The 19,670-nt window shown below is 71.2% G+C and carries 22 protein-coding genes and 1 riboswitch; of the genes, 12 read left to right on the top strand and 10 right to left on the bottom strand.

The features are described 5' to 3' along the window. From ACFOYY_RS19705 to ACFOYY_RS19690, 4 genes are all read left to right on the top strand, one after another. Complete coding sequence (locus tag ACFOYY_RS19705; protein WP_352011336.1) at nucleotides 1-576, top strand: TetR/AcrR family transcriptional regulator; 576 nt, start codon at nucleotides 1-3, stop codon at nucleotides 574-576. Further along, nucleotides 573-2,066, top strand: a complete 1,494-nt coding sequence (locus ACFOYY_RS19700) for a glycerol-3-phosphate dehydrogenase/oxidase (RefSeq protein ID WP_386190553.1) — start codon at nucleotides 573-575, stop codon at nucleotides 2,064-2,066. The genes ACFOYY_RS19705 and ACFOYY_RS19700 overlap by 4 nt, the downstream gene beginning before the upstream one ends. A 402-nt stretch (nucleotides 2,067-2,468) precedes the next feature. Next, nucleotides 2,469-3,383 (top strand): sucrase ferredoxin, encoded by a 915-nt coding sequence (locus ACFOYY_RS19695; protein WP_362775555.1) that lies wholly within the window; start codon nucleotides 2,469-2,471, stop codon nucleotides 3,381-3,383. Between the two features lie 103 nt (nucleotides 3,384-3,486). Next, complete coding sequence (locus tag ACFOYY_RS19690; protein ID WP_012893126.1) at nucleotides 3,487-3,801, top strand: WhiB family transcriptional regulator; 315 nt, start codon at nucleotides 3,487-3,489, stop codon at nucleotides 3,799-3,801. Nucleotides 3,802-3,898: 97 nt separating this feature from the next. On the opposite strand, the gene ACFOYY_RS19685 is transcribed toward ACFOYY_RS19690, so the two are convergent. From ACFOYY_RS19685 to ACFOYY_RS19660, 6 genes are all read right to left on the bottom strand, one after another. Next, entirely contained in the window at nucleotides 3,899-4,144 is a 246-nt protein-coding gene (locus ACFOYY_RS19685) for a hypothetical protein (RefSeq protein ID WP_352011333.1), read from the bottom strand. A 51-nt stretch (nucleotides 4,145-4,195) separates the two neighbouring features. Next, nucleotides 4,196-4,564: a hypothetical protein gene (locus ACFOYY_RS19680; RefSeq protein ID WP_352011332.1), complete on the bottom strand. Its 369-nt coding sequence runs from the start codon at nucleotides 4,562-4,564 to the stop codon at nucleotides 4,196-4,198. A gap of 178 nt (nucleotides 4,565-4,742) precedes the next feature. Continuing rightward, a complete protein-coding gene (gene rsgA, locus ACFOYY_RS19675; RefSeq protein ID WP_362775553.1) occupies nucleotides 4,743-5,861 on the bottom strand; it encodes a ribosome small subunit-dependent GTPase A in 1,119 nt (372 codons plus the stop codon). Between the two features lie 300 nt (nucleotides 5,862-6,161). Further along, a complete protein-coding gene (gene glyA / locus ACFOYY_RS19670; RefSeq protein WP_352011330.1) occupies nucleotides 6,162-7,418 on the bottom strand; it encodes a serine hydroxymethyltransferase in 1,257 nt (418 codons plus the stop codon). 33 nt (nucleotides 7,419-7,451) lie between these two features. Then, a riboswitch (ZMP/ZTP riboswitch) is annotated at nucleotides 7,452-7,532 on the bottom strand. 18 nt (nucleotides 7,533-7,550) lie between these two features. Beyond that, the gene (locus tag ACFOYY_RS19665; protein ID WP_352011329.1) at nucleotides 7,551-8,516 is read right to left on the bottom strand and encodes a YihY/virulence factor BrkB family protein; all 966 of its coding nucleotides are present in this window, start codon (nucleotides 8,514-8,516) and stop codon (nucleotides 7,551-7,553) included. Nucleotides 8,517-8,595: 79 nt separating this feature from the next. Beyond that, entirely contained in the window at nucleotides 8,596-8,994 is a 399-nt protein-coding gene (locus tag ACFOYY_RS19660) for a YccF domain-containing protein (protein WP_352011328.1), read from the bottom strand. 129 nt (nucleotides 8,995-9,123) lie between these two features. Here ACFOYY_RS19660 and ACFOYY_RS19655 point away from each other — a divergent pair, with 129 nt between their 5' ends. The 5 genes from ACFOYY_RS19655 (at nucleotide 9,124) to ACFOYY_RS19635 (ending at nucleotide 12,980) form a co-directional block, all read left to right on the top strand. Then, nucleotides 9,124-9,270 (top strand): hypothetical protein, encoded by a 147-nt coding sequence (locus tag ACFOYY_RS19655; protein WP_386190547.1) that lies wholly within the window; start codon nucleotides 9,124-9,126, stop codon nucleotides 9,268-9,270. 363 nt (nucleotides 9,271-9,633) lie between these two features. After that, complete coding sequence (locus ACFOYY_RS19650; RefSeq protein WP_352011326.1) at nucleotides 9,634-11,316, top strand: nitrite/sulfite reductase; 1,683 nt, start codon at nucleotides 9,634-9,636, stop codon at nucleotides 11,314-11,316. Between the two features lie 28 nt (nucleotides 11,317-11,344). Beyond that, complete coding sequence (locus tag ACFOYY_RS19645) at nucleotides 11,345-11,488, top strand: Insertion element protein (protein WP_184616917.1); 144 nt, start codon at nucleotides 11,345-11,347, stop codon at nucleotides 11,486-11,488. Beyond that, the gene (locus tag ACFOYY_RS19640; protein ID WP_352011325.1) at nucleotides 11,485-12,213 is read left to right on the top strand and encodes a phosphoadenylyl-sulfate reductase; all 729 of its coding nucleotides are present in this window, start codon (nucleotides 11,485-11,487) and stop codon (nucleotides 12,211-12,213) included. Before ACFOYY_RS19645 ends, ACFOYY_RS19640 begins: the two co-directional genes overlap by 4 nt. Continuing rightward, entirely contained in the window at nucleotides 12,210-12,980 is a 771-nt protein-coding gene (locus tag ACFOYY_RS19635) for a sirohydrochlorin chelatase (RefSeq protein ID WP_352011324.1), read from the top strand. Before ACFOYY_RS19640 ends, ACFOYY_RS19635 begins: the two co-directional genes overlap by 4 nt. Here the strand turns inward: ACFOYY_RS19635 and ACFOYY_RS19630 are convergent. The 3 genes from ACFOYY_RS19630 to ACFOYY_RS19620 all read right to left on the bottom strand — a co-directional run bounded on the left by ACFOYY_RS19630 (nucleotide 12,966) and on the right by ACFOYY_RS19620 (nucleotide 15,108). Beyond that, a complete protein-coding gene (locus ACFOYY_RS19630) occupies nucleotides 12,966-13,799 on the bottom strand; it encodes a hypothetical protein (protein ID WP_386190542.1) in 834 nt (277 codons plus the stop codon). The genes ACFOYY_RS19635 and ACFOYY_RS19630 overlap by 15 nt on opposite strands. Then, entirely contained in the window at nucleotides 13,796-14,299 is a 504-nt protein-coding gene (locus ACFOYY_RS19625; RefSeq protein ID WP_352011322.1) for a SigE family RNA polymerase sigma factor, read from the bottom strand. Before ACFOYY_RS19625 ends, ACFOYY_RS19630 begins: the two co-directional genes overlap by 4 nt. 92 nt (nucleotides 14,300-14,391) lie before the next feature. Continuing rightward, nucleotides 14,392-15,108 carry a DUF1707 SHOCT-like domain-containing protein gene (locus ACFOYY_RS19620; RefSeq protein ID WP_386190539.1) on the bottom strand — a complete coding sequence of 239 codons (717 nt, stop codon included), beginning with the start codon at nucleotides 15,106-15,108 and terminating at the stop codon, nucleotides 14,392-14,394. Between the two features lie 96 nt (nucleotides 15,109-15,204). On the opposite strand from ACFOYY_RS19620, the gene ACFOYY_RS19615 reads away from it, so the two are divergent. Continuing rightward, a complete protein-coding gene (locus tag ACFOYY_RS19615; protein ID WP_386190537.1) occupies nucleotides 15,205-16,653 on the top strand; it encodes an ankyrin repeat domain-containing protein in 1,449 nt (482 codons plus the stop codon). Between the two features lie 4 nt (nucleotides 16,654-16,657). Then, nucleotides 16,658-18,286: an isovaleryl-CoA dehydrogenase gene (locus tag ACFOYY_RS19610; RefSeq protein ID WP_362775541.1), complete on the top strand. Its 1,629-nt coding sequence runs from the start codon at nucleotides 16,658-16,660 to the stop codon at nucleotides 18,284-18,286. On the opposite strand, the gene ACFOYY_RS19605 is transcribed toward ACFOYY_RS19610, so the two are convergent. Continuing rightward, a complete protein-coding gene (locus ACFOYY_RS19605) occupies nucleotides 18,279-18,878 on the bottom strand; it encodes a hypothetical protein (protein WP_352011318.1) in 600 nt (199 codons plus the stop codon). The genes ACFOYY_RS19610 and ACFOYY_RS19605 overlap by 8 nt on opposite strands. Nucleotides 18,879-19,075: 197 nt before the next feature. Between ACFOYY_RS19605 and ACFOYY_RS19600 the strand changes: the two genes are divergently transcribed. Continuing rightward, complete coding sequence (locus ACFOYY_RS19600; protein ID WP_386190532.1) at nucleotides 19,076-19,627, top strand: hypothetical protein; 552 nt, start codon at nucleotides 19,076-19,078, stop codon at nucleotides 19,625-19,627. Nucleotides 19,628-19,670 lie beyond the last annotated feature (43 nt).

Genomic DNA, 19,670 nt, shown 5'->3' with positions numbered 1-19,670 from the left:
ATGGCGTCCATTCGTCACAATGACCCCGTAGAGGGCGGAACACCCGCCGACCCGGTGCTCGACGCGGCCAGGGAGGTGGTGCTCGCGGTCGGTGTCAGGCGGACCACGCTCACCGACGTGGCCCGCAGGGCCGGGCTGTCCCGCATGACGATCTACCGGCGCTGGCCCGACGTGCACGCCCTGGTCGCCGACCTGATGACCCGCGAGTGGCTGCGCGTCGCGGGCCGCTTCGCCACCGAGGACCCGGTGACCGCCGCGGTCGCGACCGTCGGCGCGCTACGCGGCCACCCGCTCTGGCGCAAGATCGTCGAGGTGGACCCCGAACTGCTCCTGCCGTACCTGCTGTGGCGCAGGGGCGCCAGCCACGAGGTGATGCTCTCGCTGGTCGGCTCGGCCGTCGCCAGGGGCCAGGAGCGGGGCACCGTACGGCCCGGTGACCCGGCGCGGCTGGCCGGGACGGTCGTGCTCACCGCCCAGTCGTTCCTGCTGTCCGGCCCCGTACTGCTGGCCCCGCTCACCGGGGACGCCCTCGACGCCGAGCTGACCGAACTCCTGGAGAGGTACCTGCGGCCGTGAACTCCTCCCTCAACGCGGCGCGGCGGGCCCGCGAGCTGGCCGGACTCCCCGGCCTCGTGGTCGACGTGCTGGTCGTCGGGCTCGGCGTCACCGGGACGGGCGCCGCGCTCGACGCGGCCTCGCGGGGTCTGTCCGTCGCGGCGATCGACGCGGGCGACCTGGCCTCCGGCACCTCACGGTGGAGTTCGAAGATGGTCCACGGCGGCCTGCGCTACCTGGCCAGAGGACAGGTCGGGGTGGCACGGGAGAGCGCCGTCGAACGCGGCGTCCTGCTCACCCGCACCGCCCCCCATCTGGTACGGGCCCAGCCGTACCTGCTGCCGCTCACCCCGTCCGTCTCCCGGGGCCGGGCGGCGACGGTGATGACCGGCTACCGGCTCGGAGACGGGCTGCGGATCGCCGCGCGCACGCCCAGGCGCCTGCTGCCCGGCCCCTCAAGGGTTTCCGCGGGGACGGCGCTGCGCCTGGTGCCCGGCCTGGAGTCCCGGGGCCTGCGCGGCGCGCTGCTGTCCTGGGACGGGCGGCTGACCGACGACGCCAGACTCGTCGTCGCGCTGGCCAGGACGGCCGCCGCGCACGGCGCCAGGATCCTGACCCGGTGCCGGGCGCTCGAACTGACGAGGGACGGGGCGCTGGTCCGCGACGAGCTGACCGGGCAGGTCCTGACGGTCCGGGCCAGGGCGGTCGTCAACGCGACCGGCGTCTGGGCGGGCACGCTGGTCCCCGAGGTCCGGATGCGGCCCTCACGCGGCAGCCATCTGGTGCTGCGCCCCGAGACCCTGCCGGGCCTGTCCGCCGGGCTGCACGTGCCGATCCCGGGCGAGGCCAACCGGTTCGTCCTGGTGCTCCCCCAAGCCGACGGCAGGGTTCACGTGGGGCTCACCGACGAGCCGGTCGAAGGCCCGGTGCCGGACGTGCCCTCGGTCCCGGAGGAGGACGTGACGTTCCTGCTCGGCGTGCTCAACTCGGTGCTCGGAACGGCGGTCGGCAGGCGGGAGGTGGCCGGGGCCTACGCCGGGCTACGCCCGCTGCTCGACGCCGAGGGACGCACCGCGGACCTGTCGAGGAGGCACGCGCTCTCGGTCTCCCGCGACGGGGTCGTGACGGTCGCCGGGGGCAAGCTGACCACCTACCGGCGGATGGCGCAGGACGCGGTCGACCTGGCGGTACGGCTGCGCGACCTGCCGGCGGGCGGCAGCCGTACGGCCCGCCTGCCCCTGGTCGGCGCGACCGGGGGAAGCGGGACACCCGGACGACTGGCCGAGCGTTACGGGAGTGAGGCGGCGGCGGTCCAGGCACTGACACGGGAGGACCCGGCACTGGCCGAACCGCTGCCGACCGGGGTGACCCGGGCCGAGCTGGTCTGGGCCGTCAGGCACGAAGGCGCCCTCGACGTCGACGACCTGCTCGACCGCCGCACCCGTATCGGGCTGGTCGCCGAGGACAGGGCCGTGGCCCTGCCCGCGGCGCGGGCGGCGCTCGACCGCTGAACGGCGGCGCCGTATGACGACTTCCGTGCGCCCATGCGGGGGTCACCTGGGATCACGGAAGAACAGAGAAGAGGCTGGGGGAGGTTCAGGGCACCGGGCCCCTCCCGGCGGACCTGGAGCGGTGGCCCACCACCACCCCATGACCGCCGGCTCGGGACGGCGGACGACCGCCCGCCGGTGTGAGCCCGTTGACAGCGCCCATTGAAGCAGGGGTGTGGGTGCCCGCACGGGGGAACGGCTTTATTCGGCGGTTCCATTGACAGCGGGACACCGCAGGATTTAGTGAACGTCCGATTCACCCAGGGATCGCCCCGCTCCTCCTCCGTCACGTTCGCAACACTCTTAGGTTAGTCTTACCTAAGTATGCATTGGGAAGACGTCACCGGGGGGAGCGTTCCGGATATGACACTCAGGGGTTGCGCGCATCCCGAGGGCTGCCATACCGGCGACCTGCCCGTTCTGGCGAGCGCCACCGTCGGGGCACGCTTCTGGCTGCTGGTCGAGCACCCCGGCCCCTGGGCCTCCCACCTGGAGGAATGCCGCCTGCCCTCCGGGGTGCGCGCCCTCGTCGACAGGGCCGTCGCCGCCGGTGTCCGGCCCCAGCTCATCCGCCGTCCCGGACGCCGCAGACCCGTGACAGGCGGCATCCACGTCATGGTCGCCGACTCGACCGCCGCCGAGCCCTGGCTCGCCGAGGGCGTCGTCGCAGGTCCAGACGATCTTGACATGGACGCCTTGATGGCCGGAGTGGTCCCGGAGTCCTGCATACTTGTGAGTGAGCCGGTTTTTCTGGTCTGCACGCATGCCAAACGCAACGCGTGCTGCGCCCGCATTGGACTTCCCCTAGCTCGTTCCCTGGCGAAGGTTTTGCCGGACAGAGTATGGGAAACATCACATGTTGGCGGCGATCGCTACGCCGCCAACCTTGTGTGCTTGCCACACGGCCTCTACTACGGCAGCATGTCTCAGGCTGCTGCGATCGCGGCAGCCGATGCGTACCGGTCCGGCGAGATCACTCTCGACCGTTTCCGGGGACGTTCAGGCATCCCTGAGCCACTGCAGGCCGCCGAGCATTTCGTCCGCGCCCACACGGGCGAGCTCTCGGTTGGCGGAGTGGCCGTGGAGTCCTCCAGGTCGGACGGCGCCACCACCGAGGCATTTGTGCGCGGTAGTGGCGTTCGTTTTCGGGTAGTGGTTGAACCCATGACGTTGACGACGCCATGTGGTACGGCTTGCGCCGAGGAGATCACTACCTATCGGCTGGTCGCGCTGGACAGGCTCACCCCTGTGCGGTACGCCACGCCCGCCCTGACCTGACCTGGGGAACATCACGGCCTATCCAGGCGTTGGACCCAAGGACGCCGGAAACGTCCAATGCGGCATCAACCCGAAATACCTCTCACTAAAAGGTGGTTTTCTCATGTCTCAGGTACGTCGGCAGACCGCCCGGCCCCGGCCCAGCTGGGGCTGGCAGGATGACGCCGCGTGCCGGGGTGAGGACCTCGTGCTCTTCTTCGGTCCTGACGGGGAGCGTCAGCCTGAGCGTGACATCCGCGAGCGGAAGGCCAAGGCGATCTGCGCCCAGTGCCCGGTCCGCGCGGAGTGCCTGGACTACGCGCTGTCCCGTCCGGAGAAGTACGGCACCTGGGGCGGTCTGAACGAGGACGAGCGCGCCTCCGAGCGTCGCCGTCGCATGCGCCGCGCCGCCAGCGCCGGCATCAGCGCCGTCGCCTGAGCAAGTACCTCCACCCGGCTTCCCCCTGACGTGTGATCTCGCTGATTCCCCTGCGAGATCACACGTTGTCGTGTAAGGGATGGATACGTGCGGGCGGTCAGTTCCGCGGTGGAATCTTCGGTGTGTCCCGGTGCCCGCGCGAGGGCAGCGGTTTGACGTGGGACGCCGAGCATTCGGGGCAACTCTGGTCGACCCACGGCGGAGTGGTGACGATCCCCCTCCTGCGCCACACCACCGGACGCCCGTCGTCGGCGTGGCAGGTCTCGTAGAGGTCTCCCCAGACGTGCTGGCAGCGCAGGCACTGGAAGTCCCAGGCCTCGGCGACAGTGTCGATCTCTCGCATGTGCTCTCTTCTCGCATGGATTCCGTACCGGCCTGTGGGCAGGACGTCGGCCTATATGCGAGACACACCGATCATGATCAGCCTGCCGGCTCCGGTGGGCAGGGCGGCGGGAAGGTCCTCCCTGTTTCCGCTCCGCTCCGGCCCCCGCCCCTGCGGCGCCCGCGCGTCCCCGGCGGGGCGCGGTGCGGGCAGGTGCGATTCACGTCCCCGCCCGGCGTCGTGCGCCAGGGGTGAGACGGGCGTCTCGTCGACCGGGTGCGGGGCCTCCTCCACCCGTTCGACGCACTGGCGTTCGGCCACCAGGCCCACCAGTCCACCCGGCTGCCAGCCGAGACAGAGCCCGAGGCAGACGGCGAGCAGGACCCACGGCACCGTCCAGCGGCGCCGCGAGGGCGCTCCCGAACACGAACCGGCGATCACACCTACAAGGTTTGCCTACTCTGGGTCAACGAAACACGACCCACGGTGACCGGCATGGCGCCCGGAGGAACGCGACCCTCCCCCGGTCCGCTGAAACACACGGCGCCGTGCCGGACCCGGGGCGGAGTCTCCCACCCCGGGTCTTTCCCGTTCTCCACGGCCTGCGCGGCCCGGGGCATCAGGGACGGCTGCGCCCCGGCTTACGCATCTCCTTGTGGATGGTCTTCCACCGGTTCTGCATCTCCTTGCGAAGGCGCGCGTCGGTCCGCGACGCCATCCACAGGGCCTCGCGCTGGAGCTTGTTCCAGCTCTCCAGCCGCCGCTCGGGAAGCGTGCCGTCCTCGATGGCGGCGATCACCGCGCAGCCCGGCTCGCTGTCGTGCCCGCAGTCGGCGAAGCGGCACCGCTCGGCCAGTTCCTCGATGTCGGAGAAGACCATGTCGACGCCCTCCCCCATGTCGTACAGGCCTATACGGCGGATACCGGGGGTGTCGATGATGAGCCCGCCGTCGCGCAACGGGATGAGCTCGCGGTGGACCGTGGTGTGACGGCCCCTGCCGTCGGCGGCCCTGACCTGCTGGGTCTCCATGACCTCCGCCCCGGCCAGCGCGTTGACCAGGGTGGACTTGCCCGCGCCCGAGGCACCGAGCACGACGGCGGTGCGCGTCCCGCCCAGGTGCCCGCGCACGATGTCCACCCCTTCTCCGGTGAGGGAGGAGATCGCGTGCGCCTCGACGCCGGGCGCCGCCGCGGCGACCTCCTCCATCAGGAAGGCCAGGCTCGCCCCCGCGAGGTCGGACTTGGTGACGAGCACGACGGGCTGGGCGCCACTCTCCCAGGCCAGGGCGAGCAGCCGCTCGATCCGGCCGAGGTCGGCGGTGTCCGTGGCGTGCAGGGCGGGTTCGGCGACGAAGACGACGTCGACGTTGGCCGCGAGCACCTGCCCCCTGGAGTCGCCCGACAGGCCGCCGCGCGAGAGCCTGGCGACACCGCCGCGCACGAACGCCGTGCGGCGGGGCAGCAGTGCCTCAAGCTCGTAACGGCCCTCGGCGAGTTTCCTGAGCCCGGCCCAGTCCCCGACACAGGGCAGGGCGACGGGGTCGGCCGCGGCGGCCCGCCGTACGGCGGCGCCGTAGTGAGCCTGGAAGTGCCCTTCGGCGCACAGGATCTCGGCGGCCCCCCGGTCGACGCGCGCGACCCTGGCGGGGATCAGCCCGTCGGGCAGCGAGGCGGCGTGGGAGTCGTCCCAGCCGAGCGAGGACAGGTCGGAGGAGACGGGAAAACGTGAAGCTGACAACGTGGGTACACCCTTTTCGAGGAAGGTCGGGTGCCCGGTGAAGGAAGTCGGCTAGACGGGCACCCGGAGGACGGCTGAAGGCATGCCAAGGAAGAAGACCCGCATGTCCTCACCTCCTCATCTCTCGGCCACCGCTCGCGGCGGTGGCGTCGCCCACGGGCGCGACAACGCCCACCCGCAGAACATTAGCGCGATCTCCCCCATCACGCGCAAACCTTTTTCCGGCGAGCCGGGGAAGCAGGGCCGTACGGCGTGAGAAAGCCCCGGAACCACGGGCTCCGGGGCTTTCTCTCGTGCGGGTTACAGGCCGGGAGCCGGGAAGTGGCTCGTCAGCTCACGGACCTCGCCGTGCACCCGGGTGATGACGTGCTTTGCCTCGTCCTCGTCCTTGGCCAGGGCGCTGACCACCTGGTCGATCCAGGCGCCGATCTGCCGCATCTCGGTGACGCCCATGCCGCGGCTGGTCACGCCCGCGGTGCCGATGCGGATGCCGGACGGGTCGAAGGGCTTGCGCGTGTCGAAGGGCACGGTGTTGTAGTTGGTCTCAAGCCCGGCCTTGTCCAGGGCCTGCGCGGCGGGCTTGCCACCGATGCCCTTGGGGGTCAGGTCGAACAGGATGAGGTGGTTGTCCGTGCCGCCGGACACCAGGTCGAAGCCGCGGCTCTTGAGCTCCTCGGCCAGCGCCTGGGCGTTCAGGACGACCTGACGCGCGTAGTCCTTGAAGTCGTCGGTCGCCGCCTCCTTCAGCGCGACCGCGATGGCCGCGGTGGTGTGGTTGTGCGGACCGCCCTGCAGGCCGGGGAAGACGGCCTTGTTGAGCGCGGTGGCGTGCTCGTCGGAGCTGGCCATGAGCATCGCACCACGGGGACCGCGCAGGGTCTTGTGGGTCGTGGTCGAGATGACGTCGGCGTGGCCGACCGGCGACGGGTGGGCGCCACCGGCGACCAGGCCCGCGATGTGGGCGATGTCGGCGGCCAGCACAGCGCCGACCTCACGGGCGATCTCCGCGAAGGCGGGGAAGTCGATGGTGCGCGGGATGGCGGTGCCGCCGCAGAAGATCAGCTTGGGGCGCTCGCGGAGGGCGATCTCACGGACCTCGTCCATGTCCACGCGGCCGGTGTCCTTGCGGACGCCGTAGCGGACCGGGTTGAACCACTTGCCGGTCGCCGAGACCGACCAGCCGTGGGTCAGGTGGCCGCCGAACGGCAGGCCCATGCCCATGACGGTGTCGCCGGGCTGCAGGAAGGCCAGGTAGATGGCGAGGTTGGCGGGCGAGCCCGAGTAGGGCTGGACGTTGGCGTGCTCCACACCGAACAGGGATTTGGCGCGGTCGACGGCGAGGGTCTCGATCTGGTCGATGACCTGCTGGCCCTCGTAGTAGCGCTTGCCCGCGTACCCCTCGGAGTACTTGTTGGTGAGGACGGTGCCGGTGGCCTCGAGGACCGCCTTGGAGACGTAGTTCTCCGAGGCGATCAGCTTCACCGTGTCGGCCTGGCGGCGCTCCTCGGCCTTGATGAGCTCGGCGATCTGCGGATCGACGTCGGATAGAGAACCCATGGCGCCTTCACTCCCCTGTCATCGTTGACAACCTGCGAAGACCCAGGCGTACGGCCTCCGCTTTTCGCTCCCCGGTGGTCGCTCCCACCCAATGCGCCAGTCGCGCTTTAGACGATAGCGGACCCTTCGTGCTCACCCCGCACGCGCTGCGCGGCCCGCGCCGTCGACCGGCCAGAGCCTGTCGACCTCCGCGTTGAGCGTCGCGCCGATGAGCACGGCCAGGGCGGTGATGTACAGCCACAGCAGGACCGCGATGGGGGCGGCGAGGGAGCCGTAGATGGAGACGGGGGAGAACCAGGCGGCCAGCACCGCGCGCAGCACGGCGGCGCAGGCGATCCAGATGATCAGCGCGAGCACGGCCCCCGGTGTCTCCCGCCACCAGCGGGTGCGCACCGGGACGCTCACGTGGTACAGGAGGGTGAGGAAGAACACCGAGCCCGCGACGACGACCGGCCAGTACAGACCGGTGACCAGGCCCGCGTAGTCGGGGGGCAGCGCGCTGCGCAGCGCGACCGGGCCGAGGACGAGGACCGGCATGACCAGCAGCCCGATCAGCAGGCCCGCCAGGTAGAGCCCGAAGGACATCAGGCGGGTGCGGATGATGCCGCGTTCCTCCCCGAGGCCGTACGCCAGGGAGATCAGGTCCACGTAGACGAACAGCGCCCGGGAGCCCGACCACAGGGCCAGCAGGAAACCCAGGGAGATGAGGGAGACCTGGTTCTCCGGTTTCAGCACGTCGTCGATGAGCGGGGAGACGACCTTGTCGACGGCGTTGTCGGTGAACAGCAGATGCGCCTGCGTCTCGATCCAGTCGCTGACGTCCTTGACCGTCTCGGGGCCGAAGACACGGGTGAACCGGCCGAGCACGCCGATCAGGCCGAGCATGAACGGCGGCAGCGACAGCAGGGCGAAGAAGGCGGCCTCCCCCGCCAACCCGGTGACACGGTAGGCGACGCCCGCGCCGGTGGTCGCCCGCGCCAGGGCCCAGGCGTCCGTTCCCCGCACCCAGGACAGGCCCGCGCGCAGCCGTGCCCTGGCCGCGCCCGGCTCGCGCCTGCGTGGCCCTCGCCTGCGCGCCGGCGCGTCGGTGGAGGTCATGGCACACCACGGTATGCGCAGCGCCCCTGTGATCACGAGCTCACGCGGCAAACGATCGAGTCTCGGGTCGGTCGCGTCGTCACCTGCGGTAAAACGCCTCCGCGTCGTCCACGTCGACGATCCGGGCGCCCAGCGGCAGCAGGGAGACGGGGATCAGCTTGATGTTCGCGACGGCCAGCGGAATGCCGACGATCGACAGGAACAGCGGGATCGAGGTGAGCACATGGCCGATGGCCAGCCAGATCCCGGCGACGACGCACCAGATGACGTTCCCGACGGTCGACAGGCAACCCGCCTCGGGGTCGCGCACCACGGTCCGCCCGAAGGGCCACAACGCGTAGGCGGCGATCCTGAAGGAGGCGATGCCGAACGGGATCGTGATGATCAGGACACAGCAGATGACGCCCGCGACGACATAACCGAGGGCCAGCCAGATCCCCGCGAACACCAGCCAGATGACGTTCAACAACGTGCGCATGTTCCGATCATCTCAATGAGCGGACAGACAACTCCATAGGGCACAGCCCTGGCGAAACCCTGGAAAGCCCCTGATCCGGACGGAGTGCCGCTCCACGGGGTACGCCCCACGCCGCCGCACAATGGAGGGGTGATCTGCGCGAGCTGCAAGGAACGCAGGCACGGCGAGTGCAGGGGTGGCTCGTGGTGCGACTGCCAGCACCAGCCGGAGACCCGCCGGGACCGGGAGGAGGAACCTCCCGCGGAGCCCGCGACGAACTGGCTGAGACACGGGTGATCTCCGGCCGTTCCCGCCCGGTGGACCCGGCCGCGCCAGGGCTGGGCGGACGGCGCCAGGGAAGGATGCGGAAAGTCCAGATTCCGGACCCCGCATTGGACATCTCGGGCCGCCAAGGTATCGTCATGGACATGCCAGCGGACCCATTGCTCGTCGTGCGACGCCACGTCGACCTGCTTCGTGTCCGCAGCGCCATCTGTCGTGACGTCCGTTGACCGTCGCCCTCCGCTGATTTCATCCAGCTCGGGCGCGTGACAGACGTCATCGCTCTGTGAGCGCCACTCCCCCGCACTCAACGAAGAGGCGGCGGCAACGTCTGCGCGTGTCCGGAAATCACTCCACCGATTTACAAAGGACGCGCACATGACGACCCCGGCCAGGCCGGCTAACCGCCACCACAAGCGCCCGCGAGGCGAAGGTCAGTGGGCTCTCGGTTACCGCGAACCGCTCAACAAGAACGAAGAGCTCAAGAAGAACGACGACGGGCTCAACGTCCGCCAGCGCATCATCGACATCTACTCCAAGCAGGGCTTCGACTCCATCGACCCGGCAGACCTGCGGGGCCGGATGCGCTGGTACGGGATCTACACCCAGCGCAGGCCCGGGATCGACGGCGGCAAGACCGCGATCCTGGAGCCGGAGGAGCTCGACGACCGCTACTTCATGATGCGGGTCCGGATCGACGGCGGCAGGCTCAGCCTGGCGCAGCTGCGCACCATCGCCGACATCGCCAACCTCTACGGCCGGGGCACCGCGGACGTCACCGACCGGCAGAACATCCAGCTCCACTGGATCGAGATCGAGTCCGTCCCCGACATCTGGGAGCGCCTGGAAGCCGTCGGCCTGTCCACGACCGAGGCCTGTGGCGACACCCCGCGCGCCTTCCTGGGCTGCCCGCTGGCCGGGATCGACACCGAGGAGGTCCTGGACGGCACCCCGACGGTCCTGGAGATCCGCGACAAGTACATCGGCGACCCCGCCTACTCCAACCTGCCCCGCAAGTTCAAGACCGCGGTGAGCGGCTGCCCGGCGCACTGCACGGTGCACGAGATCAACGACGTGGCCTTCGTCGGCGTGGTCAACGACAAGGGTGAGGCGGGCTACGACCTGTGGGTCGGCGGCGGCCTGTCGACCAACCCGATGCTGGCCAAGCGCCTGGGCGTCTTCGTCACCCCCGAGCAGGCCAGCGCGGTCTGGGCCGGCGTGATCGGCATCTTCCGTGACTACGGCTACCGTCGCCTGCGGCACAGGGCGCGGCTGAAGTTCCTGGTCAGCGACTGGGGCACGGAGAAGTTCCGGCAGGTCCTGGAGACCGAATACCTCGGCCACGCGCTTCCCGACGGCCCCGCGCCCGAGCCGCCCCGCAACGGGCGCAGGGACCACGTGGGCGTCTTCCCGCAGAAGGACGGCAACTTCTACGTCGGCTTCGCCCCCAAGGTCGGCCGTCTCAGCGGTGACACGCTGCACCTGATCGCCGACATCGCCGAGCGGCACGGCTCGGGCCGGGTGCACACCACGGCCGAGCAGAAGATGGTCATCCTCGACGTCGCCCCCGACCAGGTCGACAGCGTCGTGGCCGAGCTGGAGGCGAACGACCTGCGGGTCAACCCCTCCACCTTCCGCCGCCAGACCATGGCGTGCACGGGCATCGAGTTCTGCAAGCTGGCGATCGTCGAGACCAAGGGCGCGGGCGCCAACCTGATCGACGAGCTCGAAAGGCGCCTTCCCGACTTCAAGCAGCCGCTGACGATCAACCTCAACGGCTGCCCGAACTCCTGCGCGCGCGTCCAGGTCGCCGACATCGGCCTCAAGGGCCAGCTCATCGTCAACGACGAGGGCGAGCAGGTCGAGGGCTACCAGATCCACCTGGGCGGCTCGCTGGGCGTCAGCTCGGGCTTCGGCCGCAAGGTCCGCGGCCTGAAGACGACGGCCACGGAGCTTCCCGACTACGTCGAGCGCGTGGTGCGCAACTTCGACAAGCAGCGAAACGAGGGCGAGACCTTCTCCGAGTGGGTCCAGCGGGCCGACGAGGCGGACCTCAAGTGACCGGCCTGCCGTACGGGGAGGGCCAAAGATGAGCGAGCGGGCCGTCCCCTTCCACTGCCCCTACTGCGGCGAAGAGGACCTCGAACCCTACGAGGGCGACGGCGGCTGGTACTGCCGTTCGTGCGCCCGCGCCTTCAAGCTGAAGTTTCTCGGAATCGGAGTGCGGTCATGAGCCTGGTGGACATCGAAGTCGGATTACGGCAGCAGCGCGGCACGCTGGACCTGCAGGACATCGTCGAGTCGGCGGCCCGTTTCCTTGAGGACGCCTCCGCGCTTGAGATCATCCGCTGGGCGGCGGCCACCTTCGGCGACCGGCTGTGCCTCACCTCCTCCATGAGTGACGCCCTGCTGATCGACCTGGTGAGCCGGGTCAAGCCCGGGATCGACGTGTTGTTCATCGACACCGGTTACCACTTCGCCGAGACGATCGGCACCCGTGACGCGGTGCGGCAGGTCTACGACGTGAACGTGATCGACGTCAAGCCGTCCAGGACGGTGGCCGAGCAGGAGCGCGACCTCGGTCCCCGCCTGTTCGGGCGCAATCCCGACCTGTGCTGCTACCTGCGCAAGGTCGAGCCGCTCAACCGCGCCCTTGAGCCGTACCTCGCCTGGATCTCCGGCATCCGCCGTGACGAGGCCAGCACCCGCGCCGGGGTCAAGGTCGTCGAGTGGGACGCCAAGCGCCAGATGGTGAAGATCAACCCGATCGCCCGCTGGACGCAGGAGGACGTCGACAACTACATGGCCGACAACGGCGTGCTGATCAACCCGCTGCACTACGACAACTACCCCTCGATCGGCTGCGCGCCCTGCACCCGTCAGGTGGCGCCCGGCGAGGACCCGCGCAGCGGCCGCTGGGCGGGGATGGGCAAGACGGAATGCGGGCTGCATCTATGACGTCCGTGACGTGGCGCCCGCGTGGCGTGACGTCGGCACCGCCCCTGATCGCGGTGGCGCACGGGTCCCGCGACCCGCGCGCCGCCGCGACGGTCGAGGAACTTCTCGACCTCGTACGGCGCGCCCGTCCCGAGATCCCGGTGCGCACCGCCTACCTCGACCACGCCCCGCCGACGCTCGCCATGGCGCTCTCGGGGCTGGGCGAGGCGGCGGTGCTGCCGCTGCTGCTCACCGAGGCCTACCACAGCCGGGTCGACATCCCCGGCGCGCTGGCCGAGGCCACGGCCCGTAACCCCAGGCTGCGTGTGCACAGGGGCGCGACGCTCGGCCCGCACCCGCTGCTGGTCACCGCCCTTGAGCGGCGTCTGGCCGAGGCGGGGGTCGAGGCCGGGGACCCCTCGACCGCGGTCGTGCTGGTCTCGGCCGGGTCGAGCAGCCGCAGCGCCAACGCGACGGTCGCCGGGGTGGCCGCCCAGTGGGGACGGCGCCGGGGCTGGTGGTCGGTGACCGCCGCCTACGCCACGGCCGCGGAGCCGACGCCGCAGGAGGAGGTCCTACGGCTGCTGCGCGCGGGGGCCCCTCGGGTGGTCGTGGCCCCCTACCTGCTGGCCCCCGGCCACTTCGCCGACAAGATCCGCCGTGACACGACGGCCGTGGGCGCCGAGGTCGTCGCGGACGTCCTCGGCGCCGCCCCCGAGCTGGCCACCGTGTTAATCGAACGTTACGAGCAGGCCCTGGGCGGGCTGGAGCGCTCAGCCACCGCCTGACCCCGTTCCACCGGTGGTGGGATGGACGGGGGTGATGGTGATCGTGATGGTGACGGAGGGCGAAGGCGAAGGCTTGGGAGGGCTGGGAGTGACGGTCACGGTCATCGTGGGCTCAGGGGTGCTCCCGTCCACGAAGGTGCAGTCGGGTCCGTTCTCGCAGGGTTCGATCCACGTGTCGGTGACCCTGAACCGCATGTCGGCCCGCCCCCCGTTCGCGAGGTCGAGCACCCGGCGCGCGTCCTCCCCGGTGACGAGTGTCCTGCCCAGCCGGGCGACGGAACCCGCCGGGAGCACGGCGACCTCGAAGCGCGAGCCCCGTCGCACGGTCAGGTTGACGCCGTCTCTGAACTTCTTGTCGGTGCCGGGCAGCCATTCGGCGCATGACAGGGCGTTGCGGTAGACGCCGTCCTCCCAGTAGAGCAGTTCCGCCCCGCGCGGGCAGGAGATCATCGCCGTCGCGTTGCCCCGGTCCGTCTTTCTGGGGATGTCGAAGGCGACGCGCTCGCCCATCTTGGTGAACCGCTCGTCGAGGACGACCTTGCTTCTGGAGGCGACGCCGTAGCCGGGTGATGAGGCCGCGGACATGACGCCGTTCCAGGTGTCGTCCGTGCTCTCCGGGACCCCGGTGACCGGCAGGATCAGGGTGGCGGCGACGGCGAGCCCCACCCCGGCGGCACCGCCGAGCAGGCCGATCCTGCGCCGTCTGATCCCGCGGACGCGCTCGTGGACCCGGGCAACGGTGACGCCGCCCCCGGCGCCCTCCCACCGCTCGGCGTCCTGTCGCAGCAGGTCGCGCAGCTCGGATTCGATGTTCGTCATGTCAGCTCCCCGAGGGTGGCCGCGGCCCTGGCCGCGGGATCGACGCGCAGCTTGGCCAGCGCCCTGGCGGCCTGGCTGCGTACGGTGACCGCCGAGCAGCCGAGGATCTCGGCGATCTGCCCGTCCGGCAGGTCCGCGTAGTAGCGCAGCACCAGCACCGCCCGCTGCTTGGCGGGCAGGGCGGCCAGTGCCGTACGGAGTTCCTCGCGGACGCCGAATCCGTCCGAGGGGTCCTCCAGGACGTTCTCCGGCAGGCTCCCTGTCGGGATCTCCGACCGCCATCTCCTGCGCCACCAGCTCGCGTGGGTGTTGGCCAGGATCCGGTACACATACGGGTCGGGGTCGTCGCGCACCCTGCGCCAGGCGAGCCACGCCTTGGCCAGCGCCGTCTGCGTCAGGTCCTCCGCCTGCCCCCAGTCGCGGCAGAGCAGATAGGCGGTGCGCAGCAGACGGGCCGAGCGTTGCGCGACGTAGCCTTCGAAGTCGGCCCGGTCTCGCATCCGATGGTCCTCACTGATCGGTGATGTTCACCGATCACTACCGTCCAGACCCCCGGGAACGTTGCACGGCCGTACGGGACGGCAGAGGGAGGCTAGCGCCGGTCGTCGCGGCGGTCGGAGCCGTGCCGGCCGTGTGAGCCGGGACCGTGCTGTTCCCCCGTGAGCTCTCCGCGCATTTCCCGCCACTGCTCCCGCCAGGCGGCCCACTGCTTCTTCAGGGGCTTGGTCCTGGAGTCGCCGATCACCTTGAGTTCGCCCATGAGCACGTACGCCTTGACCCGGATCAGCGGCGCGTTCACGCCGGGCGGCGCCTCGTTGACCTTGACCTTCTTCTCCCCCATGATCGCGATGCCGTCCAGCTCGACGTCCACGCCGTCCGGCACGATGATCTTCACCTCGCCCATGACCGCGGTGACGACGATGTCGACCACGTCGGTGCGGACCTCGGCCTCGCGCAGGTCGAGGACGACCCCGCCCATCACGGCGACCGCGCCGAGCCCCTGGTCGATGCGCCACTTGCCGCGGCGCTTCGACTCGCTCATCACCGCGACGAACCACTTCCGCGCCCTTCCCGGGGGCCGCCCCTGCGGCTCGTAGGCGGGGGCGGGAGCCGGGGCTGAGCGTCCTGTGCCGGGCAGGTCCGAGGTGATGACGGCCAGCTCGGCCTGGGTGACGGCGGTGTAGGCCGCCTCGGTGCGCTCGGTCAGCTCCCCGAGCGTCAGCCGCCCCTCGACGGAGGCGACACGCAGCCACTCGACGGTGGCCTCCCTCTCGGCGTCCGAGATTCGCATCGCACCGGGATCGCTCATAACTCACAACATATCGCGAGTTGTCCGGTCAACAGCTCCTCCCTGAGGAGGACATGACCGCCCCTGAGGAGGGCGGGAACAGGTTAGGGTCCCCTCATGTACCAAGAACTTCTTGAGGCGGTCGCCCGCGGTGACGTCGAGCGCGTCGAGCGCCTGCTCCGGGACGGCCTCGGCGCCGACCCCGAGGCGGCCGGGCACAGCACGGCGCTGTACGCCGCCGCCGCGGGTGGCAGGACGGCGATCGTCGAGGCGTTGCTGGCGCACGGGGCCGACCCGGGCAGGATCAGCGGCGGCGAGGAGGAGGGCCTGCCCCTGTGCGCGGCCGCCGCCCTGGGCCGTGTCGAGACCGTGGAGACGCTGCTCCGCGCCGGGGCCGACCCCTCGGCCAGGGAGGAGGACGGCTGGACCGCGCTGCTCTGGGCCGCCTCGAACGGCCGGGAGGAGGCCCTCACGGCGCTGCTGGACGCCGGGGCCGACCCGGAGGAGGCCAACGAGAGCGGCGAGACCGCGCTCACCCTGGCCGCCAGGCGCGGGGCGCTCGGCGCGACGCGGGTGCTCCTGGAGCGCGGGGCCGAGGCCGACAGGCCCGACGGCGAGGGCGACACCCCGCTGGCCATCGCCTACGACTGGCTGGGCACCCAGCTGGAGAGCGCGCTGCTCGAACAGCTCACCGAGCAGGTCCCCGAGGACTCCCAGTTCGTCGTCGGCCGCAGCCGGGCCTCCGACGGCACCGACCTGGTGACCGTCGCCGCCGTGAGCCAGGACGGGGAACGGCTGGCCGAGCTGCGCTGCCAGCGCGGCCACGCGGCCGTCGCGACCCTCCTGGAGGAGGCGACCGGTCAGCTTCCCGGCGTCGAGACGCTGGTCGAGCGGGCGCTGCCGTACCGGGACGTCGACGAGGAGGCGGAGACCTGGTGGACGATCGCGGGCGCGCTGAGCAAGCGCGCGGACGAGGAGACGTTCGAGGCCGCGGCGCGGTTGTGCGTCAGTGAGGACCCGCGCAGGCGGGAGTTCGGCGTCGACGTGCTCGCCGAGTTCGGCTTCACCGACGACGAGCGGCCCTTCCTCGACCGGACCCTGCCGATCCTGCGGCGGATGGCGGCCACCGAGGGCGACGAGCGGGTGCTGCGCTCGGTGCTCGGCGCGCTCGGCCACCACGCCGACCCCCGCTCCCTGCCCGAGGTGCTGGAGATCGTCACCGCCCCGGGCTGGACCCGCACCCAGGCTGACCCGGCCGCGCTGGCCGCCGTGCTGCCGCCCGGCCACGCCGAGGGGCTCGCGCTGCTCATCTCGATGAGCGAGGACCCCGACGAGGAGGTGCGCGAGTGGGCGACCATGGGCCTGGCCGGGCTGTCCGAGGACGGCGGGCCGATCCGTGACGCGCTGGCGGCGCGACTCGGCGACGAGGAGCTGGGCACGGTGGCCGAGGCGACGCGCGGCCTGCTGGTGCGCGGCGACCCGCGGGCCAGGCAGGGGGTCGAGCGGGTCCTCGCCGAGAGCGACGAGGACGACGACTACCTGCGCGACCTGGTCAAGGAGGCCTGACTGGATGACCCACGACGTCTTCAACCAGGTTCCGCCGCTCGTCGGGCACGACGTGTCCGACGACGCCGCCCTCCTGGCCGGCGTCGAGCGTGAGGGGGCGGGCTGGGCCACGGGGGAGGTGCGGGCGCTGGGCGTGCTCGCGGGCTCAGCGCGGGCCGCCGAGTGGGGGCGCCTGGCCAACGAGCATCCGCCGGTCCTGCGCACCCACGACGCCCGTGGCCACCGGATCGACGAGGTCGAGTTCCATCCCGCCTGGCACGAGCTGATGGCCGTCGCGGTCGGCGAGGGGCTGCACGCCGCGCCCTGGGCCGATGCCAGGCCCGGCGCGCACGTGGCCCGCGCGGCCGGGTTCTACCTCTGGAGCCAGGTCGAGGCGGGGCACGGCTGCCCGATCTCGATGACCTACGCCTCGGTCGCCGCGCTGCGTCACGCCCCCGCCCTCGCCGCCGAATGGGAGCCGCTGCTGACGTCCAGGAGCTACGACTTCGGGCTCCGGCCGCCGCTGGGCAAGCGCGGGGTGCTCGCCGGGATGGCGATGACCGAGAAGCAGGGCGGCTCAGACGTTCGTGCGGGCACCACGAGGGCCGAGCCCCTCGCCGGCGGCGGCTACGCGCTGACCGGCCACAAGTGGTTCAACTCCGCCCCGATGTGCGACGCGTTCCTGGTGCTCGCCCAGGCGCCGGGAGGCCTGTCGTGCTTCCTGCTGCCCCGCGTCCTGCCGGACGGCACCCGCAACGCCATGCGCCTGGTGCGGTTGAAGGACAAGCTGGGCAACCGGTCGAACGCCAGCGCCGAGGTGGAGTACGAGGGGGCGTTCGCCTGGCCGGTCGGTGAGGAGGGCCGGGGCGTGCGGACCATCCTGGAGATGGTGAACATGACCCGGCTCGACTGCGTGATCGGCTCGGCCGCCGGGATGAGGTACGGCGCGGTCAGGGCCGTCCACCACGCCACGCACCGCGCCGCCTTCGGCAGGAGGCTGGCCGACCAGCCGCTGATGCGCAACGTCCTGGCCGATCTCGTCCTGGAGTCGGAGGCGGCGACCACGCTGATGACCCGGCTCGCCGGGGCCACCGACCGGGCCGTCGCCGGGGACCGGTCCGAGGCGGCGCTGCGCCGTACCGCGCTGGCGGTCGCGAAGTACTGGGTGTGCAAGCGCGCCCCCGCCCACGCGGCCGAGGCGATGGAGTGCCTGGGCGGCAACGGCTACGTCGAGGACTCCCAGATGCCCAGGCTGCTGCGCGAGTCACCGCTCAACGGCATCTGGGAGGGCTCGGGAAACGTCGCGGCGCTGGACGTGCTGCGTGCTCTGGGGCGTGAGCCGGAGGCCGTCGAGGCGTTCCTCGCGGAGGTCGCGCTCGCCAGGGGGGCCGACCGGCGTCTCGACGCGGCGGTCGTACGGCTGCGTGCCCTGCTGGGCGCGCTCGGCGATCTCTCCGCCGCCGAGGCGAACGCCCGCCGGATCGCCGAGGACATGGCCCTGGTCCTGCAGGGTTCCCTGCTCGTACGGCTGGCGCCCGCGGCCGTCGCCGACGCCTTCTGCGCCTCCCGGCTGGCCGGTGAGGGGGGCCGTGCCTTCGGCACCCTGCCGCCCGGCCTCGACCTGGAGGCCGTGATCGGCCGGGCCGTCATCTGACCCATCCCTGGCGTCTCTGGTGGTAGGCGGCGACGGCCGCCGCGCTCTGGACGTCGTCGGCGAGCAGCCTGGTCAGCCGGTCGAGCCGGTTGGCGGCGCACAGCGCGTAGCTCTCCGCCCACCACTCGGCCGGGCAGTCGCGGTAGCGGTCGAGAACCAGCAGGGGGCGGCAGAAGCGCATGATCCGGCGCCACTCAGGGGTCTGGTCCATCTCGTCCATCTGGCACAGGGCGTGACCGATCATGTGGTGGACCAGCGAGCCCGACGAGTGCGCCCCTCCGGTGACGACGATCGTGCGCCCCATGTGGATGCCCGCCGACTCCGCGGCGACCCGCGCGTCGCAGGAGTCGTCCGGCTCTGGCGGCTCGGGCAGCAGGTCGGCGCCGAGCCAGATCCCGTCGAGGTCCTCGGACAGCCGGGTCGCCAGGTGGACCGGCAAGCTCGCCAGTTCGTCGATCGCGGCGACGAGCTCCCTGCGCGGTGTCCCCGTCCAACGCCGGTGGATCACCCGTTCCAGCACGCCGCAGTCCCGGCTGCCGTCCCTCGGCAGCGGATCGCGGTGGCCCGTGCGGGCCGGTCCGGGGGTCCTCATCCGAAGCGCTCCGTCCTGACAAAGAATTGCTCTCCGGTGGTAAACGTCCGTCGCAGCGGAGTTCATTACGAGCGGCGGCCGGATATTCATTGATCCGCGAGGGCGCGAGAGCGGCCCCTCCCCGGCGGACGCGTCGTTTCCGGCCCGTCCCCGCCCTCGGAAGACGGCCGGTTTCACCCCCACCAAAAGGATCGAACATGACGACCAGCCTGAAAGCCCTGGGAGCGGTGTGCGGCGCGCTTTCCTGCCTGCTCACCGGTCCCCCGGCCACGCCGGTGCCGCCCTCCGTCGAACGTCCCTCCCCGTGTCAGGCCGACGTCGCGCGGGCGGTGGCCGAACAGCTCGCGAAGGCACCCGACGGGCGTTTCGTCCCGCCGGACACGGTCTCCTACGACGACGGCGCCGAGGTGATCACCTTCCGGCCCCCGTCGTGCGGCCCGGCCAGGCGTGGCGCCGAGCACGACTGCGACGAGGACGGCGTTCCCGGCAACGCGGTCTGCCTCTACGACCGCAGGGCCTACGAGGGATCGCGGCAGGCCATCAAGGTGCCGGGCACGAGGAGGGTCGACGGGATCGGCCTCTTCATGTCCCTCAGGAACGACCGCCCCTTCGTCTTCCTCGTCAAGAGGAACCGGGACGAGGAGGGGGCCTGTTTTCCCGGCGGGTCGGGATACGGCAATCTCCGGGGTGTCGCCGACCGGCGCTGGGTCAACGCCCATCCCAGCCTGCGTGAGTGCCCCGGCCGATGAGAGGGCGACGGCGCCGTACGGTTTGGGCGGGATCGCACCGTAC

It is taken from the genome of Streptosporangium jomthongense (assembly GCF_042650425.1).
In the GTDB taxonomy this organism is placed as follows: domain Bacteria; phylum Actinomycetota; class Actinomycetes; order Streptosporangiales; family Streptosporangiaceae; genus Streptosporangium.
This window is presented reverse-complemented; position numbering and strand designations above follow the sequence as displayed.

Coding starts and splice junctions, on each gene's coding strand:
- ACFOYY_RS19705 (WP_352011336.1), top strand. CDS start 1: ATGGCGTCCATTCGTCACAATGACCCCGTAGAGGGCGGAACACCCGCC.
- ACFOYY_RS19695 (WP_362775555.1), top strand. CDS start 2,469: ATGACACTCAGGGGTTGCGCGCATCCCGAGGGCTGCCATACCGGCGAC.
- ACFOYY_RS19690 (WP_012893126.1), top strand. CDS start 3,487: ATGTCTCAGGTACGTCGGCAGACCGCCCGGCCCCGGCCCAGCTGGGGC.
- ACFOYY_RS19685 (WP_352011333.1), bottom strand. CDS start 4,144: ATGCGAGAGATCGACACTGTCGCCGAGGCCTGGGACTTCCAGTGCCTG.
- glyA (WP_352011330.1), bottom strand. CDS start 7,418: ATGGGTTCTCTATCCGACGTCGATCCGCAGATCGCCGAGCTCATCAAG.
- ACFOYY_RS19665 (WP_352011329.1), bottom strand. CDS start 8,516: ATGACCTCCACCGACGCGCCGGCGCGCAGGCGAGGGCCACGCAGGCGC.
- ACFOYY_RS19660 (WP_352011328.1), bottom strand. CDS start 8,994: ATGCGCACGTTGTTGAACGTCATCTGGCTGGTGTTCGCGGGGATCTGG.
- ACFOYY_RS19650 (WP_352011326.1), top strand. CDS start 9,634: ATGACGACCCCGGCCAGGCCGGCTAACCGCCACCACAAGCGCCCGCGA.
- ACFOYY_RS19645 (WP_184616917.1), top strand. CDS start 11,345: ATGAGCGAGCGGGCCGTCCCCTTCCACTGCCCCTACTGCGGCGAAGAG.
- ACFOYY_RS19640 (WP_352011325.1), top strand. CDS start 11,485: ATGAGCCTGGTGGACATCGAAGTCGGATTACGGCAGCAGCGCGGCACG.
- ACFOYY_RS19635 (WP_352011324.1), top strand. CDS start 12,210: ATGACGTCCGTGACGTGGCGCCCGCGTGGCGTGACGTCGGCACCGCCC.
- ACFOYY_RS19630 (WP_386190542.1), bottom strand. CDS start 13,799: ATGACGAACATCGAATCCGAGCTGCGCGACCTGCTGCGACAGGACGCC.
- ACFOYY_RS19625 (WP_352011322.1), bottom strand. CDS start 14,299: ATGCGAGACCGGGCCGACTTCGAAGGCTACGTCGCGCAACGCTCGGCC.
- ACFOYY_RS19620 (WP_386190539.1), bottom strand. CDS start 15,108: ATGAGCGATCCCGGTGCGATGCGAATCTCGGACGCCGAGAGGGAGGCC.
- ACFOYY_RS19615 (WP_386190537.1), top strand. CDS start 15,205: ATGTACCAAGAACTTCTTGAGGCGGTCGCCCGCGGTGACGTCGAGCGC.
- ACFOYY_RS19610 (WP_362775541.1), top strand. CDS start 16,658: ATGACCCACGACGTCTTCAACCAGGTTCCGCCGCTCGTCGGGCACGAC.
- ACFOYY_RS19605 (WP_352011318.1), bottom strand. CDS start 18,878: ATGAGGACCCCCGGACCGGCCCGCACGGGCCACCGCGATCCGCTGCCG.
- ACFOYY_RS19600 (WP_386190532.1), top strand. CDS start 19,076: ATGACGACCAGCCTGAAAGCCCTGGGAGCGGTGTGCGGCGCGCTTTCC.